Raw genomic sequence first — 17,042 nt, 5'->3', positions numbered from 1 at the left:
GTGCTACGCATGGCCAACGATCTCGTCGCCACGGTGCCCGACCTGTCGGGCAAGCTGGCGATCGTCACCGGGGCCAACAGCGGCCTGGGGTTCGGGCTCGCCCGGCGCCTGTCGGCCGCCGGGGCCGACGTCGTCATGGCGATCCGCAACCGCACCAAAGGCGAAAAGGCGATCGAGGAAATCCGCGCCACGGTCCCCGACGCGAAGCTGTCCATCAAAGCCCTCGACCTGTCGTCGCTGGCGTCCGTCGCCGCGCTGGGCGAACAACTCAACGCCGAGCGCCGCCCCATCGACATCCTGATCAACAACGCCGGCGTCATGACGCCGCCGGAACGCGACACCACCGCTGACGGGTTCGAATTGCAGTTCGGCAGCAACCATCTCGGCCACTTCGCGCTGACCGGGCACGTGCTGCCGCTGCTGCGCGCCGCCGGCAACGCCCGGGTCGTCTCGCTGAGCAGCCTGGCGGCCCGCCAGAGCGGCAAGATCCACTTCGACGACCCGCAGTTCGAGAAGTCCTACGCCGCCATGTCGGCCTACGGCCAGTCCAAGCTGGCCGTGTTGATGTTCGCCCTCGAACTGGACCGGCGCAGCCGCGCGGGCGGTTGGGGCATCACGTCCAACGCCGCGCACCCCGGGCTGACCAAGACCAACCTGCAGGTCGCCGGACCCTCGCACGGCCGCGAGAAGCCCGCGCTGATGGAGCGCCTCTACAAGGCGTCGTGGCGGTTCACGCCGTTTTTGTGGCAGGAGATCGACGAGGGCATCCTGCCCGCGCTCTACGCGGCCGCCGCGCCGCACGCCGAGGGCGGCGCGTTCTACGGCCCCCGCGGTTTCCAGGAGCTGGCCGGTGGCGGCGTGCGGCCGGCCCGGGTGCCCGAGCGCGCGCGCAACGAGGACGACTGCCGCCGACTGTGGGAGCTGTCCGAGCAGCTCACCGGAGTGAGCTACCCGAAGCCGGACTGACTATCGTTGGTGCATGCGGCCGGAACCTCGTCTGCCCGAATCGAGCATCGTGGTCCGGCCCGAGCCGACCGACAGCGCGACCTACACCCAATCGTCGCGGCTGCAGGCCGCCGGCCTGGCGCAGGCCATCGCGTTGTTCGAGCGGGCCGCCGAACAGGTGCCGCTCCCGGCGGCCCCGCAGCCAATCGTCATCGCCGACTACGGCGCGGCCAACGGGCACAACTCGCTGAAGCCGCTGTCGGCGGCCATCGCGGTGCTGCGCCGGCGCACCCGTTCCGACCACGCGATCCTGGTGGCGCACACCGACGTTCCGGGCAACGATTTCACCGCGCTGTTCCAAACCCTGGCCGACGACCCGGACAGCTACCTGCAAACGGACACAACGAGTTTCGCCTCCGCGATCGGCCGGTCCTTCTATGGACAGATCGTGCCGTCCAAGACCGTCAACCTCGGCTGGACGTCGTGGGCGACCCAGTGGGTGAGCCGGATCCCTTACCAGCTCCACGATCACGTGCACGTCGCTTACAGCAGCGACGACGCGGCGCGCGCCGCCTACACCCACCAGGCCGCCACCGACTGGCACGACTTCGTCGCGTTCCGCGGGCGCGAGCTGGCCCCGGAAGGGCGGCTGGTGGTGCTGACGCTGGGTGTCGACGAGGACGACAAGCCCGGCTTCAAGACGCTGCTCGACGCGATCGTCGCGGCGCTGGACGATCTGGTGCGCGACGGCCTGCTCAGCGAGGAGGAGCTCCGGCGCATGGTCATTCCCACATCCGGGCGCAGCGAGCGGGACTTTCGCGCCCCGTTCTCCCCGAGCGGCCGGTTCGAGGGCCTCACCATCGAACACCTCGAGATGTTCGACGCCGAGGATCGATTCTGGGCGCGGTACCAAATTGACGGTGACGCAAACGCTTTCGGTGCGCAGTGGGCGGCGTTCGCGCGGGCCGCGCTGTTCCACGCCCTGATCTGCGGCCTGGACGGCGCCGCGGCCGACCCGCGGGCGGCCGAGTTCGCCGACCGGTTGGAGGGGGCCGTCGCAGGACATTTGTCAAGCGCGCCAGAGCCGATGCGGATTCCGCTCGCCGCGGTGGTGCTGGTCAAGAACCGCCGCTCGGACTGACGAGAGTTTCGACACAGCGCCGCAACGGGTAACCCCCCGGGGATAGTCGGAACTGCGACTCCAAGGGGGTAGGTGCATGAGCGTGCAGGACGACAAAGAGGCCGGCCAGAAAGCGGCCAGTCAGGACGAGGACCGGCAGGAAGAGGACCGGCTGGACGAGAACCGGCAGGACGACGACCGGCAGGACGACGAACAGCCGGCAACCGAAAAGCCCGAGCCCAACGAAGAGCACAAGGAAAAGGCCGCCGAGATGATGAAGGCCTACCAGGACCTGCCCACCGTGGTGCTGCCGGGTTCGGGCGGCATGGTTTCCGGCACCGCGGTCAACGACTGGCTCGACGAGGACGGCAACCCGCAACATAACGAACCCGAGCGCGAAGGTTCCGACGACGGCTCTGGGGCGGGCTCCGGGAAGGGGTCCGAGGAGGGCTCCGAAGAGCAAGCGAAGACCGACGACGGCGGCGACGACAAGGACCGCAAGGAGCAGATCGAGAAGGACAAGGCCCTCAACGAGGAACTGAAGAAAGCCGCGGCCGCCGAGAACAAGGGCGAAAAGGACTGAGCCGAAAGCTCATTCAGGGGGCGCGCGGGGCGATCTGGCTCACCAGCGTCGGAACCTCGGGCAGGCCGGGGATCGGCGCGTTGATTCCGGGGATCCGTGGAATGGGCGGGATCGCGGGAATGCGCGGGATCTGCGGAATCGGCGGTGGCGCCGGCGCGGGCGGGGCCGCGGGTGCCGGCGGCGCCGCCGGGACGTCCGTCCCCTGCTGAGCGGCCGGCGGCGCGACCGGAGCCGGTGCATCGGTGGCGGCCGGCGGATTGGTGTCCACGCTCGGGGGCGGTGCACTCGCCGGCGCGGGCGGTGAACTCGCCGGCGGCGCCGCGGAACTCGCAGGCGGCGCCGGGGAAGCCGGCGTCGTGCTCCCGCCCGGGTTCGTCACGGGCTTGTCGCCGGAGCCGCCCAACCCGATCGCCAGGGCAATGCCCACCAACAACACGGCCAACAACGCGCCGACGATCAGGCCCATCGGCACGCGGCGCCACGGAATGGCCGACTTCTTCGGTTCGGGCGGCGGGGGTTCGGGTTGCTCGAACTTCACCGCCGGACGCGCGGACGTGTGGCCGGTGCCGCCGGCCTTGGGCCACGCGCTGGTTCCGAGGGTGCCCGATCCGTCACCGGAGGCCGACCAGGCCAGCGCGGGCATCATGCTCGGCGCCGCTGCGTCGCTCGTCGCGGGCGAAACCGGGTCGGCCTGGGGCGCACGGCCCAGCGGCGCCAGGGCCGTCGCGGTCGCCGGCGCGGCCGGGGTCAGCGCGGTCGGGCGGTTGTCGTCGGGACCGCGCGCCGCCCGTAGCGCGGCGCCAATGGCGGCCGTCAGTTGCGGGCGCGGCGTCGTGACGACCGGGACCCGCAGGTGCCCGGACAACCTCGTGGTGACCGCGGGGACATTCGCGCCGCCGCCCACCGAGACCACCGCCACGAGATCGCGAATGTCGTTGCGGCGCAAGGATTCCTCCAGCACGGCTACGAAGTTGTTCAGCGCGCCGCGGATCGCGTCGTCGAGCTCGTTGCGGGTGATGCGGACGTCGGCGCGCATCCCCTCGTCGGAAAGGGTGGTCACCGTGTTCGACGAGAGCTGCTCCTTGGCGCTGCGGCAGCCCGTGCGCAGGCGGCTCAGCGAGCCGATCGCCGAGGTGCCCGATGGATCGAGCGCACCCGTGCTCGGCATGTTGGCCATGACGGCGGTCAGCAGCGCCTGGTCGATCATGTCGCCGCAGAAGTCGTGATGCCGCACGGTCGGGGCGACGGGCTCGTCGTTGGCGGCGTCCATCAGCGTGATGCTCGTGCCGCTGCCGCCGAAATCGCAGACGGCCACGGTCCCGCGCGCGGGAATGCCGGGGCTGGCCCGCACCGCGGACAGCGTCGCGGTGGCGTCGGGAATCAGCAACGGCGGCCGTGCGCGATCCGACCATTCGGCCACCCCGCTCAGCGCGGCGCTCAGCGCGTCCACCGACTTGGCGGACCAGTGTGCCGGGTGGGTCACCGCGACGCTTTCGGGCAACGGGCGCCCGCCGGTGGCGGCGTAGGCGAGGGCGCGCAGCCCGTCGGCGACCAGAGCGTCGCTGCGGTGCACCGAGCCATCGGCGGCCACGATGCCCACCGGGTCCCCGACCCGGTCCACGAAGTCGGTGATCACCAAGCCCGGCTCGTCGAGTCTGGGATTTTCCGAGGGCACGCCGACCTCGGGCGGGCGTTGACGGTAGAGGGTGAGAACCGGCTTGCGGATGATCGCAAGGTCTGCGGTCACGGCCGCCAGGTTGGTGGAACCAATCGACAAACCCAGCGCCGGTGTAGCTCTGTCGGCCATCTACCCATCCCCGTATTCAGCGGCACTGCTCATTGTGCCGCTGATTCCTATAGCCGTTCAAAGCGTCTGCTATGCGTGAGCTGTGCGACTCCGGGGCCGCGGCTGTGCGACCCGCTCAGCGAATGGCGCCCGCCCCGGCGATCAGCGGGAGGTCCAGCGGCGTGACCCAGCCCGGCCGCAGGTCGTTGACCGCCGGAACCGCGTTGAGGGCCCGCATCCCCGTCGCCAGGCATCCCGCGGTCGCCGCGTCCCGCCCCGAACCGTCGGTGAACCGAAACGCGGTCTCCTGAAAGATGCTCGGGGTCCCCTCGATGTCCACCCGGTAGACGTCGTTGTCGTGGCCCGACGGCCAGTCGGGGGCGGCGTCGAGGCCGATGCGGTTGACGTGCTCGAGCTGAATGCGCGTCTCCCCCTTGTAGACCCCGTTGATGGTGAACCGGACGGCGGCGACATGCCCGGCCTTGATGACGCCCTTCGCCGTCGTGCGCTCCGTCGGGGTCACCCATTTGTCCCAGGTGGTGGTGATCTCGTCGAGCATGATGCCGGCGGCGTGGGCGATCATCGGGACGGTGGCGCCCCACGCGAAGATCAGCATGTTGGAGTCTTCGAGCAGCGGGCTGTATTCGGGTTCGCGACCGATGCCCATCTCGACCTCGTAGTCGCCCTCGTAGTTGGTGTAGTCCAGCAGCTCCGACGCCCGCACCCGGCGCACCTCCGAGCACAGGCCCATCAGCGTCATGGGAAACAGGTCGTTGGCGAAGCCGGGGTCGATGCCGGTGGTGAAGCAGGACGATTCGCCAAGCTCGCACGCCTCGGTGATGGGCTCGATCCAGTTGGGCGGGTTCAGGTGCATCGTCGGCCACACCCAGGGCGTCATCGCCGTCGAGCACACGTCGATGCCGGCCCGCAGGAAACGGGTGATCAGTGCGATGTTGTCCTTGGCGTGCATCGCCGTCGGGCCGTAGTGCACCAGGGCGTCGGGCTTGAGCGCGATCAGGGCGTCGACGTCGTCGGTCGCGGTGATGCCCACCGGTTCGGGCAGCCCGCAGATGTCGCCGACGTCGCGGCCGACCTTGTCGGGGTTGCTGACGCCGACGCCGACCAACTCGAACAGCGGATGCTTGACGATCTCCGCGATCACCATCCTGCCGACGAACCCGGTACCCCAGACCACCACGCGCTTCGAGCCGCTTTCCGACATACCCACTTTCCGACCACCTCATCCCATTTCAGCCCCCGGTTCACCCTAAGCATTGCCGAAGGTGGCATCTAGACCAGGAATGGCGGTGATGACACGATGTGGAACCATGACCAGTCATCTCAGGGGGCCCGCGGTCTTGTTCGCTCTCGGCGTCGGGTTCGCCAATTTCTGCGGTGGGACCGTCGCCGGCGTGGCCGGCGCGAACGAGAACCCCCAAGTCCGCTACGAGGTCAGCGGCCCGGGCGTCGCGGAGTACATCTCCTATCAAACCGACGGCGGCCAGCAGCGCGCGGTCAACGCGAAGCTGCCGTGGTCGACGCAGTTCACCGGCTTCGGTGGCGAGGTGTTCGTGCTCAGCGCCCAAGGCCCGGGACCGATCAACTGCAAGATCCTGATGGACGGCAACGTCGTCAGCGATGCGACGGCAACGGTGGGGGCGCCGGCCAGGACCGTCTGCACTCACTGAGAGGGGTTCTGCCGTGCCACTCACGACCGGTATCGCGACCCGAGTGAACGGGGCGCCACCGCCCGAGGTGCCGCTCGCCGACATTCATCTCGAGTCGCTGGAGTTCTGGGGGCGCGACGACGACTACCGCGACGGCGCCTTCGCCACCTTGCGCCGCGAAGCGCCGATTTCGTTCTGGCCCGCCGTCGAGTACGAGGGGTTCGAGGCCGGCCCCGGGTATTGGTCGCTGACCAAGCTGGACGACGTGCACTATGCGAGCCGTCATCCGGACGTCTTCAGCTCCGCCGGCGGCATCACGATCGGTGACCAGATGCCGGAGCTGGCCGAGTACTTCGGTTCGATGATCGTGACGGACGATCCGCGACACCAGCGGCTGCGCTCGATCGTCAGCCGGGCGTTCACCCCGAAGGTGGTGGCCCGCATCGAGGCGTCGGTGCGCGAGCGGGCGCACCGGCTGGTGGCATCGCTGATCGCCAACCATCCCGGCGGCGAGGCCGATCTGGTCAGCGAGCTCGCCGGGCCGCTGCCGTTGCAGATCATCTGCGACATGATGGGGATCCCCGAGGAGGACCATCAGCGCGTATTCCATTGGACCAACGTGATTCTCGGGTTCGGCGACCCGGACCTGTCGACCGATTTCGAGGAGTTCACCCAGGTGTCGATGGACATCGGCGCCTACGCCACGGCGCTCGCCGAGGATCGCCGCGTCAACCACCACGACGACCTGACGACCAGCCTGGTGGAGGCCGAGGTCGACGGCGAGCGGCTGACGTCGCAGGAGATCGCGTCGTTTTTCATCCTGCTGGTGGTCGCGGGCAACGAGACGACGCGCAACGCGATCAGCCACGGCGTGCTGGCGCTATCGCGCTACCCCGCCGAACGGGACAAGTGGTGGACCGACTACGAGGCGCTGGCCCCCACCGCGGTCGAGGAGATCGTGCGGTGGGCCTCCCCGGTGGTATACATGCGGCGCACCCTGACCCGGGACATCGAGCTGAGTGGCGTCAAGATGGCGGCCGGCGACAAGGCCGCGCTGTGGTACAACTCGGCCAACCGCGACGAGTCAAAGTTCGCCAACCCGTGGATGTTCGACGTGGCCCGCGACCCCAATCCGCATCTCGGCTTCGGCGGCGGCGGCGCCCATTTCTGCCTGGGCGCCAACCTGGCCCGCCGCGAGATCAGGGTGGTGTTCGACGAGTTGCGGCGCGAGATCCCCGACATCGTCGCGGTCGAGGAACCCTCGATGCTGCTGTCGCAATTCATCCACGGCATCAAGAGGTTGCCGGTCGCGTGGACTCCCAGGAGCTGAGACCTTGAGAAGGTTCGTTCTGGGCGTTGTTTTCGCGGTGGCCGCATTGACCCTGGCGCCGTCCGCCCACGCCGGCATGGTGCTGGGCAACTACAAGCTGAACACCAACCGCGATCCCGGCCACGAGTGGCTGTGGGAGATCCGCCAGTGCCAGGCCGAGCGTCCGGGATGCGTTCACATTTCGGCGGTTCCGCAACCCAACGGGCAGGCGGCGCCGTACGACGGTGAGGCGTTTCTGTCCGACGGCCGCTACACGATGGCCGTCGACGTGCCCGATGGCGTGCGGTGCGTGGTCGCATTCTTTCCGTCGCACGACGTCTATACCTGGGACGCGGTGACGCTGGCCGGTTCGGTGGAGTCGACGTTCGCGACGGGTTGCGGCGGCTCGCCCGGCGGGGTGAACACGTACCCCTTCTCGCTTCAGCGGTGGTAGCGGCTCCCGGGAGGCATACCGCACCTTCAAACACGGTGGCGCATCTGCTACCAAACTCGGCGCGAGGGTTACCCTCTGTCCGAAGGCATCCCGCGGGTCTATCGTGACCACCGTGACCGACGTGACCATTCCCGCGTTCCCCGCTCCCGAGGTGCTCGCCGCCCGCGAGAAGCTCGTGCTCGACCACTTCCACGACGAGGTCCGCCAGGCCTGGGACGACGTGCTGGCAACATTCCCGCATCCGCGCTACGAGCTGATCCCGCAGATGGTGGTCCACGACGGCGACGAGGCGGTGCGCGGCTACTACGTCTACACCCGGACCGCGTTTCCCGACCAGGACCACGAGATCATCGCGCTGCGGCACAGCGCCGACGCCGTCATCGTCGAGTTCTGGTTGATGGGCACCCATCGCGGCTACCTGGGCAGGGTTCCGCCCACCGGCAGCCGGTTCCGGGTCCGCATGACCGCCTACTTCGTTTTTGACGACGCCGAAACCCTTGTCTGCGAACGCATCTACTTCGACACGCTGACCATGATCAAGCAGCTGCTCGGCGGGTTGGACATGAAGAAGCCGGCGAACTGGCTGCTGGCCGCGCGCTGCGTGCGCGGGTTCCTGTCGATGTCGTCGGAAAAGCCCGACCCCGCACTGACTTCCGCGTAAACTGCGGCGATGCGGGTCCTTCAGGCGGTGTGCGTCGCGGGCGCGGTCCTGGCCACCTGCTTCCCGGTCATAGCGGGCACCGCGACCGCCTCCCCCACCAGCTCGCACACCGTGAAATGGATCGATCTACAGGTCGGCGACTGCGTGGCCGACCTGCCGCCGCTCGACCTGAGCCGGGTGACGGTCACCGTCGTCGACTGCGCGACAGCGCATGTGGCCGAGGTGTATCTGCGCGCCCCGATGGCCGTCGACAAGGCCGTCGCCATCGTCGCCAACAAGGACTGCAACGCCGGATTCGCGCCCTACACCGGCCGTTCCGTCGACGGCAGTCCGTTCACGATCACGTTTCTCATCGACTCGAACCAGGATCGAACCGGCGCCGACCCCACCCCGAGCACCGTCATCTGCCTGCTGCAGTCCGCCAACGGTCAGCAGCTGACCGGGTCGGCGCGCCGCTAGCAGCCGAGTTGTGTTGCGAGGTCACCGAAGTCGGACGCGTTGACGTCGAACTCGTCCGAGTAGGCCACGTCGGCGTCGCCGTCCGCCCCGAACTCCAGCGGGCGCGCGACGAAGGCGGTCGCGAAGCCGAGTCGGCCCGCGGCGCGGATGTCGTACTTGTGGCTGGCCACCATCATGATCTCGCCGTGGTCCAGGCCCAGGTACGTCGCGGCCAGGTGATAGATCGCCGGATCGGGCTTGAACACCCCGGCCATCTCCGCGGCGAAGATCGCATCCCAGAGCAGGCCCGCGCGCTTGGAGAGGTTCACCACCGCCGACACGTCGGCGTTGGACAGCGTGGCCAGCGTGTAGACGCTTTTCAGCCGCGCCAACCCGGGCACCACGTCGGGCCACGGCCGCAGCCGCTGCCAGGCCAGGGTGAGCTCGTCGCGGTCGGCGCCGGAGAAGCCCGCGATGCCGCAGTCGTCCAGGACGGCGTCGAGCGAGCGGCGATACACCGAGTGCACGGAGACCCATCCGCTCCCCTGCGCGCCCTCGAGCGCCGCGAAGTAGCCTGCGCGCCAACGCCGTACCAGCTCGGACCAATCGGCTCCAGGGTGCCGTCCCGCGCTGATCCGCGCCGCCTCGTCGCACACGGTCGAATGAAAGTCCGTCGCCGTGCCCTGCACGTCGAACAACAACGCCTTCACCACAAGCCTCATCATGCAGGTTAAAATCTGCGGCGTCGAAACACTTGACCTTCCATCCCGAGGCGAGGGAATTCGTGGCCGAACCTGACGAGCGCGAGCCCGACTACCGCTTCACCCTCGCCAACGAGCGAACTTTCCTGGCCTGGCAGCGCACCGCGCTGGGGTTGCTCGCCGCGGCGGTCGCGCTGGTGCAGCTCGTTCCCGAGCTGACCGTCCCCGGCGCGCGGCGCGCGCTCGGCGTCGGGCTTGCCGTGCTGGCGACCCTTACCAGCGGAATGGGGCTGGTGCGCTGGCGGCAGGCGGATCGCGCCATGCGGCACGGCGACCCCTTGCCCCGGCACCCCACCCCGGCCTACCTGGCGGTGGGGCTTAGCGTGGTCGGACTCGTCGCCATCGGGCTGGTGCTCGCCAAGGCGGTCATGGGTTGAGCGAGCCCGCGGATCGGACGAGCCTGGCCTGGACGCGGACGTCGTTCGCCTTCCTGGGCAACGGCGCGCTGCTGACGATCAGGAACCTGCGTGGCCCCGTGGGGCTCAAGGAGTTGCTCCCCGCCCTGCTGGCCGGCGCGGTTGCGTTGCTGACCTACTTGATCGCCCTGCGGCGCCAACGCGTGCTGCAGGAACACGCGACCCCGGAGCGAGTGACGCCCCGCCGCCAGGTGTACGTCATCGGCACCGCGGTGGTGATGCTCGTCGTCGCCACCACGGTCGGCCAGTTGATCTAGGCGATGATGTAGTCGCTGAGCGGGAAGCTCGACGCCTCCCGCACGGCGTTTCCCGTCGATGTCGGCCGCAACAGCGCCGCTTCGCCGCTGTGGTTGAAGTAGTACGACCTCGACCCGGCGCAGTCGCCGGCGTAGAACACCGTCTTGTCCAGCAGTCGGGTCATCCGATCGAGGAACCGCGCGTTGGCCTCTTCGGTGACCTCGAAGGTGGTTGCGCCCCTGCGCTTCACCTCGCCGAGCAGCCGGTCTATGTGCCGCATCTGGTACTCGATGGTGTTGAAGAACGACAGCCCGGAAAACGCGTACGGGCTGGCCAGGCTCACGAAGTTGGGGAAGTACGGCATGGACACGCCCTGGTATGCCTGAAACCTCGTGTCGCGCCACCACTTTCCGAGGTTGCGGCCCTGACGGCCGACCACCTCGAGGGCCGGGAAGTTGGCGTCCCACAGGTCGAAGCCGGTGGCCAGCACCAGGGTGTCGACGACCGTCTTGCGCCCGTCGGCGGTGACGATGCCGTCCGGCTCGATGCGCTCGATCGGGTTCGTCTCCAGGTGCACGTGCGGTTTGGTGAAGGCCCGATAGTAGTGGTTGGACCAGGTCGGCCGCTTGCATCCGAAGTCGTAGTCGGGCGTCAGTTTCCGCCGCAACTCCTTGTCGCGGATCGAGACGAAGCGGTAGATCTTCGCCAGGTCGGCCGCGGCGATGTTCAGCCGCCGGGACCCGCGGTAGTGCAGCACGCCGACCACCGTGATCGTTTCGAAGAGGAGGTCGGTCAGCCAACGCACGGCGCGCTGTGCGAGGGGCAGGCGCGCGAACAGGCGCCGCACCGACGGTGGGAACGCGAAATCGACCTTGGGCACGACGTGGATCGGGGTGCGTTGGTAGACGGTGACCTCGGCGGCCTCCGCGGCCATCTCGGGGATGAGCTGCACGGCGCTCGCGCCGGTCCCGATGATCGCGACGCGATGACCGGCGCAGCGGTAGCCGTCCTCCCACGCCGCGGAGTGGATGACCTTGCCGCCGAAACCGCCGATACCGGGGATCTCCGGAGCGCGCTTCTGCGACAGAAAGCCGGTCGCGGTGATGAGGAAGCGGGCCGTCAGGCATTCGCCGCCGGCCAGCGACACCCGCCAGAGCTGGGCGTCCTCGTCCCACTGGGCGCCCTCGACGCTGGTGTTGAACCGCATGTGGCGGCGGATGTCGTATTTGTCGGCCACGTGTTCGGCGTAGCGCTTGATCTCTGCACCCGGCGCGAACAACCGTGACCAGTTCGGGTTGGGCTCGAACCAATACGAGTAGGTGGTGGCCGGGATGTCGACGGCGACCCCCGGGTAGCGGTTGACGTGCCAGGTGCCGCCCAGGTCGGACTCGCGCTCGACGAGGACGATGTTGTCGTACCCAAGGCGTTTGAGCTGGATGGCGGCGCCGATACCGCCGAATCCGGCGCCCACGACGACGGCGTCGAAAACTTCCATTTTCACGACGCTCCCTCAAGAATTGATGCGCCGCCGCACGGCTTGCTTGCCGGCCTGCGCCCCAGGTGCCCGGGCAAAGGGGTCGGGACCAAAGCGGCCCATTCGGCCCCGACGATCACGCGAGCGTCGGTCGAACGGGCCAGCCGCACTCGCCAATCGGCGGCTCGCACAGGCTGTTTGGCAAGTTTGCTCATCACCGGCAGCCCGGTTAGGTGTGGGTGGGCGCCCTCGACGGGCGGGCTCCGCCGCCAGCGGGCATAAGGTCAAATGTCACGTCGTCGAAACCCCTTCCACCCGTGGCTGTGTCGCTATTTACCCATGCTCGGAAGCACGTTTACCCTCGCGCCACCCACCTAAACGGTGTTTTTGACACATTTGCAATTTTATTGTGATCCGCGGCGTGAGCCAACTCGATGGTCAACGTCCGCGGGCTGGCAAGAAATTCCCCGTGAAAGCTCAAGGAAACTCTCAGGTTTCGGGCCCTGCTTGGTGGGGCATTTTTGCGGCATGACCGCACGTCACATCAGCCGTTACCTTGGTTCCGCGGCAGTCGCGGCGGCCGGCCTCAGCGCTTCGGTTCTCGCGCCTGCCCTCCCCCTAGCCTCCGCCGAGTGCCCGGACGTGCAGGTGGTGTTCGCCCGGGGTACCGGGGAGCCCCCCGGCCTCGGCGCGACCGGAGAGGCGTTCGTCGACGACCTGCGCTCGCGCGTCGGCGGAAAGTCGCTCGACGTCTACCCGGTCAACTACCCGGCCAGCAACGACTGGAACACCGGCCTCGACGGCATCCGCGACGCCGGCGCGCACGTCGTGTCCATGGCGCACGACTGCCCCAACACCAAAATGGTGCTGGGCGGCTACTCCCAGGGCGCGGCCGTGATGGGCTTCGTCACCTCGGCCGCCGTGCCCGACGGCGTCGATCCCGCCACGGTGCCCAAACCCCTGGACCCGTCCGTGGCCAACCACGTGTCGTCGGTCGTGCTGTTCGGCATGCCGAACGTCCGCGCGATGAACTTCCTCAACGAGCCTCCGGTCGCCATCGGCCCGCTCTATCAGCCCAAGACCATCAAGGTGTGCGCCCCCGAGGACCCGGTCTGCTCCGACGGCATGAACTTCGCCGCGCACAACACCTATGCGGCCGACGAGCAGATGATCGACAAGGGCGCGGAGTTTGCGGCCGGCCGCCTTACCGGCTCCGGCGCACGGGCGTCCGGCGCAAGAATGGCCGGGGCTTCCAGCGGGGGCTTCGGCGGCTGAGCAGCCGGCGACATCGCGTCGCCGGTTGGCGCAGGCGAATGACTTTCGTCCCTGGCGTACCACCGGGTGCCCGGCGTCAACTGGATGCCGAAAGGGGTGCTCGTGGCGATCGACAAGCGAATCCGTGGACTGCTTCTGGTGGTGTTCGCGGTCCTGGGCTGGCTGGTGTTGCTGCCACGGATCGCCAGGCGTCACCGGGACGCGGTGTTCAACCGGAGCGGGTTCAAGAAGTTCCTGAGGACCTACAACGGCATGACCTGCAAGATATCCGGGACCCGGCGATCGTCCTGGGGGATGTTGACCCACGTCGGCCGGCGCAGCGGGCAGGTGTATCAGACGTCGCTCGGCACCGTTGACTACGGCGACGGCTTCCTGTTGCCGTTAGGCTACGGGCCGCGCACCGACTGGTACCGAAACCTGATGGCGGCGGGGACGGGCACGCTTGCCTGGAAAGGACGCACCTATCGGCTCGAGCGGCCCGAGCTGATCTCCGGGCCCGAGGCGATGCGAGCCTGGCCGCTCACGTCCCGGACGCTGTTGCGGCTGGCGGGGATGCACGAATTCGTGTGGCTGCACCAAAGCGTCGAGGGAGCCACCGAGCGGCTCACTCCAGCAACGCAACACGCGACACGGTGAAGGCAACAACGCTGCCTGTCCCCTCGGGGGTCGAGGACCGTGATGTCCGCGTTCAGGGCATCCGTACACGGGTGTTCGAGGTTGACCCCCACAACAACGCCACCCCGTTGATACTGCTGCATGGCGGCGGCGTCGACTCGGCGCTCGTGTCGTTCGGTTCGGCGCTGGTTGCCCTCGGACAGCGCAGGCGGGTCATCGCTCCCGACCTGCCCGGATACGGCGAAACCGAGTTCCCCGAGTCGGAATTCTCCATCCCTTGGTACGGCGACTGGGTCGAAGATCTCAGAGATAGCTACGGCTTCGATCGGGTGGACCTCGGAGGGCTGTCGCTCGGCGGATGGATCACGCTCGAAATGGCGATCGGCCACCCCGCCGTGGTGCGCCGCATCGTGGCGATCAATCCCGGCGGCATCACCGAAGAGTTCAAGTTCATGCGCACCGCCGAGTGGGTCGCCAACCATCCTTGGGTGGCGCACCGAATCAATGGGCTCTCGGTGAGCCTGGGCCGCAGGCTCGTTCGCATGCAACTGCGCGCCAGTCTGGGCATCAAGCAAGCCTCGGCGCTGACCGACGAACTGGTCGACGCGGTCATCGTCAGCGGCAAGCGCCCACACGCGGGCGAAGCGTTCGCCGCCACGCAACGATGGGCGTTCAGCGTCGGACCCGGGGCATTGTCGCTCGTGTCCAGGCTGCCGCAGATCGGAGCCAAGACGCTGATAATCGCCGGCCGCAATGACCGGCTGGTGCCGGTGGCGGATTCGATTCGAGCCTCCCAGCTCGTCCCGGACGGAGGCGTGCTGGTTCTCGAATCCTGTGGCCACTGGCTCGTGCGCGAGTGCCCCACCGAGTTCGTTCGCGCGGTGGATCAATTCCTGGACACCGCTTGACGATTCGGCTTTTGCGCTAACCGGTCGGCGCTTTGGCGTTGAGGAATGCGACGATCCCCTGCGTGACGGCGGCGGCGTACTTCGCCCGGCCGTCGGCGCTTTCCATCCGGGCGGCCTCGTCGGCGTTCTTCATGTTGCCCAGCTCGACCAGGACGGCCGGGTACTCGGCCAGGTTCAGCCCGGCGAGGTCGTCGCGCCCGTACAGGCCGTCCGACCCGATGTAGGTGGCCGGGTGAAACCCCGCCTGCACCAAGGCATCCCGCATCGTGTGGGCCAACTGCACCGACGGGCCGGACTGGGAGTCGTTCAACGGCGGCGCCGAGTAGTTGACGTGAAATCCCGAGCCGGACGGAGGCCCGCCGTCGGCGTGGATGCTCACGATCGCGTCGGGCTGCATCGCGTTGGCCAGCGCCGCGCGTTCATTCACGCAGGGGCCGGCGGAGGCGTCGTTGTCGCGGGACAGCTGGGTGCGAACGCCCATCGAGTTGAGCTGACCGCTGATCAGCCCGACCACCGCCCACGTGAACGCGTGCTCCGGGTAGCCGTCGTCGGACGCGGTGCCCGAGGTGTTGCACAGCTTGGTGCCGCCGCGGCCGTTGGGCACCTGCCGGCTGGTCGACGCATCGTTCACCGCGTTGTGGCCCGGGTCGAGGAACACCCCCATCCCCGCGACACCGGCTCCAGCGCGTGGGGCGTCAACCAGCGCGTTGGCGCCGAGCAGGGCCGGCGCGACGGCGGCATATCGGAAGACGTCGCGCCGCGTGACGGATCGCGGCCAACCGGGGTCATTCACTCGCGCAAGGGTAACAATCGCTTCACCCGAGCCCGCTCCGGATAGAGATAGTGCATCAGCTGGGCGCCCTCGGCCCCGTAGATGCCCCGGTCGTCTCCGCGCAGCACCCAGCGGTGCTGCTGATCGGCGCGGAAGCGGACGGCGGCCCGTTCGGCGGTCCGAAGATCGGCGCGCCTGCGGCCCTCGCGCACCACCGCGCGAGCCACGAAGAACAGGCCGACCAGTGCCGCCGCCCCGGCGATCACCCACAGGAGCTTGATGATCACCCAAATAATCAGCGCCAGTCCCAACAGCCCGGCGAACCCGCCGCCGGAGCTCGCCCTCGAACCACTCATGCCCACACGGTAAAAGGCCCCACCGACAGCTATGGTTCGTCGACGGCGACCGCCAGGGCGGCACCGACGCTCTTCAGGAACGTCGTCGGCACGCTGTAGCCACACGTCACCATCCGCAGCCTGCCCTCGTAGGTGGTGATCCCGGTGACGTACTCGCCCTCGGTCTGGCTTTGCACCACCGGCCCCCAGACCGCGGTCGGGCGCACCGGGCCCGTGTCGTCGAGGTGCTGCACGCCGAGGTTGCTGATGAGCATGTCGAACGGGCACACGCGGGTGAAAAGCTCCTCGGCGTGGCCGACTTCGGCGTCGGGCGCCATCGCCTGCCGGATGGCAAGCGACGCGGTGAGAATCCCGCGCGCCGATCTGGCCGCTTCGAGGTGCGTAGTCGTCGCGCGGGCCTGCGCCCAGAACGGCGCGCCGTCCCACGGGGACAATCCGGTCCACGTCGCCTGGATGTAGAGCCCGCAGTCCCCCTCGACGCCGGCCAGCGCGCGGAAGTTGATGGGGTTGAGCACCCGCACGAAGTCTTCGCCGCGCTCGGTGGACCGCACTCGGCACATCGCCACCACCAGCGCCGCGTGCACCGTGGTGCGTTCCGCGCGGCAGCGCTCGACCAGTCTCGCGGTGTCCACGTCCGTCATGGTCATGGTGTGCACGTTGGTCAAGGCGCCGTCGAAGGGGCGGATGGTGGTCGGCGTTCGCATCCTCGGATCGTCGGGCAGCTCGGAAGGGTCGAACGGGTCGACGGCCCCGAGCGCGCGATCGAGGATGTGCTCTTGCGATTGCGGCACAGGCAGATTCGCCAAACCCCGGCCGTTGAGCGCGGCGATCACGTCGTTCATGACCCACACGGAGGAGATTCCGTCGGCGATGGTGTGGTCGAAGGTCAGCAGCAGCGCGCTACTTCCGGGCCCCTGCAGCAGCGCTGCCCGCATCAGGGGCGCGCGTGAACGGTCGAACGGCCGGCTCAGCTCCTCCGCCGCCGCGGCCGCCCACGACGACTCCTGAGCGCGGCGGACCGTCAATTCGATGGGTGCGACGGTCGCCGCGCGATAGAAGCCGAGACGGATGCCGGGACGGTCCTCGATATGTGCTGACAACAAGGGATGTCGCCGCTGCACGGCGGCAAGCGCCGGCCGCAACCGGTCCGCGGTGAGGATTTCGCCGAACTCCGCGACCAGCAGGAAGTGAGCGGGATTGCGCTCGCTGTAGCGGTAGAAAAGCCGTTCCATGGCTGCAACGGGACGAACGCTTCTGATCACCAA

At 68.5% G+C, this 17,042-nt stretch carries 20 protein-coding genes; 13 read left to right on the top strand and 7 right to left on the bottom strand.

Annotation, left to right across the window (positions count from 1 at the left end; genetic code table 11):
* The first annotated feature begins 9 nt into the window (after nucleotides 1-9).
* From MTAB308_RS27630 to MTAB308_RS30705, 3 genes are all read left to right on the top strand, one after another.
* The gene (locus tag MTAB308_RS27630; RefSeq protein WP_077103990.1) at nucleotides 10-966 is read left to right on the top strand and encodes an SDR family oxidoreductase; all 957 of its coding nucleotides are present in this window, start codon (nucleotides 10-12) and stop codon (nucleotides 964-966) included.
* A gap of 13 nt (nucleotides 967-979) precedes the next feature.
* Nucleotides 980-2,086, top strand: a complete 1,107-nt coding sequence (locus MTAB308_RS27625) for a class I SAM-dependent methyltransferase (protein WP_077103988.1) — start codon at nucleotides 980-982, stop codon at nucleotides 2,084-2,086.
* A gap of 76 nt (nucleotides 2,087-2,162) precedes the next feature.
* A complete protein-coding gene (locus tag MTAB308_RS30705) occupies nucleotides 2,163-2,648 on the top strand; it encodes a hypothetical protein (protein WP_245831512.1) in 486 nt (161 codons plus the stop codon).
* A 13-nt stretch (nucleotides 2,649-2,661) separates the two neighbouring features.
* On the opposite strand, the gene MTAB308_RS27615 is transcribed toward MTAB308_RS30705, so the two are convergent.
* Nucleotides 2,662-4,455, bottom strand: a complete 1,794-nt coding sequence (locus MTAB308_RS27615; RefSeq protein ID WP_077103986.1) for an Hsp70 family protein — start codon at nucleotides 4,453-4,455, stop codon at nucleotides 2,662-2,664.
* Between the two features lie 115 nt (nucleotides 4,456-4,570).
* Nucleotides 4,571-5,656 (bottom strand): NAD(P)H-dependent amine dehydrogenase family protein, encoded by a 1,086-nt coding sequence (locus MTAB308_RS27610; protein WP_077103984.1) that lies wholly within the window; start codon nucleotides 5,654-5,656, stop codon nucleotides 4,571-4,573.
* A gap of 106 nt (nucleotides 5,657-5,762) precedes the next feature.
* On the opposite strand from MTAB308_RS27610, the gene MTAB308_RS27605 reads away from it, so the two are divergent.
* From MTAB308_RS27605 to MTAB308_RS27585, 5 genes are all read left to right on the top strand, one after another.
* Nucleotides 5,763-6,122 (top strand): MmpS family transport accessory protein, encoded by a 360-nt coding sequence (locus tag MTAB308_RS27605; RefSeq protein ID WP_077103982.1) that lies wholly within the window; start codon nucleotides 5,763-5,765, stop codon nucleotides 6,120-6,122.
* 13 nt (nucleotides 6,123-6,135) lie between these two features.
* A complete protein-coding gene (locus MTAB308_RS27600; protein ID WP_077103979.1) occupies nucleotides 6,136-7,431 on the top strand; it encodes a cytochrome P450 in 1,296 nt (431 codons plus the stop codon).
* 37 nt (nucleotides 7,432-7,468) lie between these two features.
* Nucleotides 7,469-7,864, top strand: coding sequence for a hypothetical protein (locus MTAB308_RS27595; RefSeq protein ID WP_077103977.1), 396 nt, complete (start codon nucleotides 7,469-7,471; stop codon nucleotides 7,862-7,864).
* 121 nt (nucleotides 7,865-7,985) lie between these two features.
* The gene (locus tag MTAB308_RS27590) at nucleotides 7,986-8,525 is read left to right on the top strand and encodes an ester cyclase (RefSeq protein WP_077104890.1); all 540 of its coding nucleotides are present in this window, start codon (nucleotides 7,986-7,988) and stop codon (nucleotides 8,523-8,525) included.
* 9 nt (nucleotides 8,526-8,534) lie between these two features.
* Nucleotides 8,535-8,984 (top strand): hypothetical protein, encoded by a 450-nt coding sequence (locus tag MTAB308_RS27585; RefSeq protein ID WP_077103975.1) that lies wholly within the window; start codon nucleotides 8,535-8,537, stop codon nucleotides 8,982-8,984.
* Here the strand turns inward: MTAB308_RS27585 and MTAB308_RS27580 are convergent.
* Nucleotides 8,981-9,688, bottom strand: coding sequence for a haloacid dehalogenase type II (locus tag MTAB308_RS27580; RefSeq protein WP_083746676.1), 708 nt, complete (start codon nucleotides 9,686-9,688; stop codon nucleotides 8,981-8,983). The two genes, MTAB308_RS27585 and MTAB308_RS27580, sit on opposite strands and share 4 nt — an antisense overlap.
* Nucleotides 9,689-9,747: 59 nt before the next feature.
* Between MTAB308_RS27580 and MTAB308_RS27575 the strand changes: the two genes are divergently transcribed.
* Nucleotides 9,748-10,101, top strand: coding sequence for a YidH family protein (locus MTAB308_RS27575; protein WP_077104886.1), 354 nt, complete (start codon nucleotides 9,748-9,750; stop codon nucleotides 10,099-10,101).
* Nucleotides 10,098-10,397 carry a DUF202 domain-containing protein gene (locus MTAB308_RS27570; protein WP_077103973.1) on the top strand — a complete coding sequence of 100 codons (300 nt, stop codon included), beginning with the start codon at nucleotides 10,098-10,100 and terminating at the stop codon, nucleotides 10,395-10,397. Before MTAB308_RS27575 ends, MTAB308_RS27570 begins: the two co-directional genes overlap by 4 nt.
* Here the strand turns inward: MTAB308_RS27570 and MTAB308_RS27565 are convergent.
* Nucleotides 10,394-11,872, bottom strand: a complete 1,479-nt coding sequence (locus MTAB308_RS27565; RefSeq protein ID WP_077103971.1) for a flavin-containing monooxygenase — start codon at nucleotides 11,870-11,872, stop codon at nucleotides 10,394-10,396. The two genes, MTAB308_RS27570 and MTAB308_RS27565, sit on opposite strands and share 4 nt — an antisense overlap.
* Nucleotides 11,873-12,379: 507 nt before the next feature.
* On the opposite strand from MTAB308_RS27565, the gene MTAB308_RS27560 reads away from it, so the two are divergent.
* The 3 genes from MTAB308_RS27560 to MTAB308_RS27550 all read left to right on the top strand — a co-directional run bounded on the left by MTAB308_RS27560 (nucleotide 12,380) and on the right by MTAB308_RS27550 (nucleotide 14,649).
* Nucleotides 12,380-13,126, top strand: a complete 747-nt coding sequence (locus tag MTAB308_RS27560; protein WP_173842234.1) for a cutinase family protein — start codon at nucleotides 12,380-12,382, stop codon at nucleotides 13,124-13,126.
* Nucleotides 13,127-13,228: 102 nt separating this feature from the next.
* Nucleotides 13,229-13,762, top strand: a complete 534-nt coding sequence (locus MTAB308_RS27555) for a nitroreductase family deazaflavin-dependent oxidoreductase (protein WP_157901030.1) — start codon at nucleotides 13,229-13,231, stop codon at nucleotides 13,760-13,762.
* Nucleotides 13,763-13,833: 71 nt separating this feature from the next.
* The gene (locus tag MTAB308_RS27550; protein ID WP_077103967.1) at nucleotides 13,834-14,649 is read left to right on the top strand and encodes an alpha/beta fold hydrolase; all 816 of its coding nucleotides are present in this window, start codon (nucleotides 13,834-13,836) and stop codon (nucleotides 14,647-14,649) included.
* A gap of 16 nt (nucleotides 14,650-14,665) precedes the next feature.
* Here MTAB308_RS27550 and MTAB308_RS27545 read toward each other — a convergent pair whose 3' ends face one another.
* From MTAB308_RS27545 to MTAB308_RS27535, 3 genes are read right to left on the bottom strand one after another with little or no spacing between them, the layout of a single operon-like run.
* Nucleotides 14,666-15,460 carry an Rv3717 family N-acetylmuramoyl-L-alanine amidase gene (locus MTAB308_RS27545; RefSeq protein ID WP_425436361.1) on the bottom strand — a complete coding sequence of 265 codons (795 nt, stop codon included), beginning with the start codon at nucleotides 15,458-15,460 and terminating at the stop codon, nucleotides 14,666-14,668.
* Nucleotides 15,439-15,777, bottom strand: coding sequence for a hypothetical protein (locus MTAB308_RS27540; protein WP_157901029.1), 339 nt, complete (start codon nucleotides 15,775-15,777; stop codon nucleotides 15,439-15,441). The genes MTAB308_RS27545 and MTAB308_RS27540 overlap by 22 nt, the downstream gene beginning before the upstream one ends.
* A gap of 29 nt (nucleotides 15,778-15,806) precedes the next feature.
* Nucleotides 15,807-17,009, bottom strand: a complete 1,203-nt coding sequence (locus MTAB308_RS27535; protein WP_245831511.1) for a condensation domain-containing protein — start codon at nucleotides 17,007-17,009, stop codon at nucleotides 15,807-15,809.
* Between the last annotated feature and the right edge of the window lie 33 nt (nucleotides 17,010-17,042).

It is taken from the genome of Mycobacterium terramassiliense, from assembly GCF_900157385.1.
In the GTDB taxonomy this organism is placed as follows: Bacteria; Actinomycetota; Actinomycetes; order Mycobacteriales; family Mycobacteriaceae; genus Mycobacterium; species Mycobacterium terramassiliense.
This window is presented reverse-complemented; position numbering and strand designations above follow the sequence as displayed.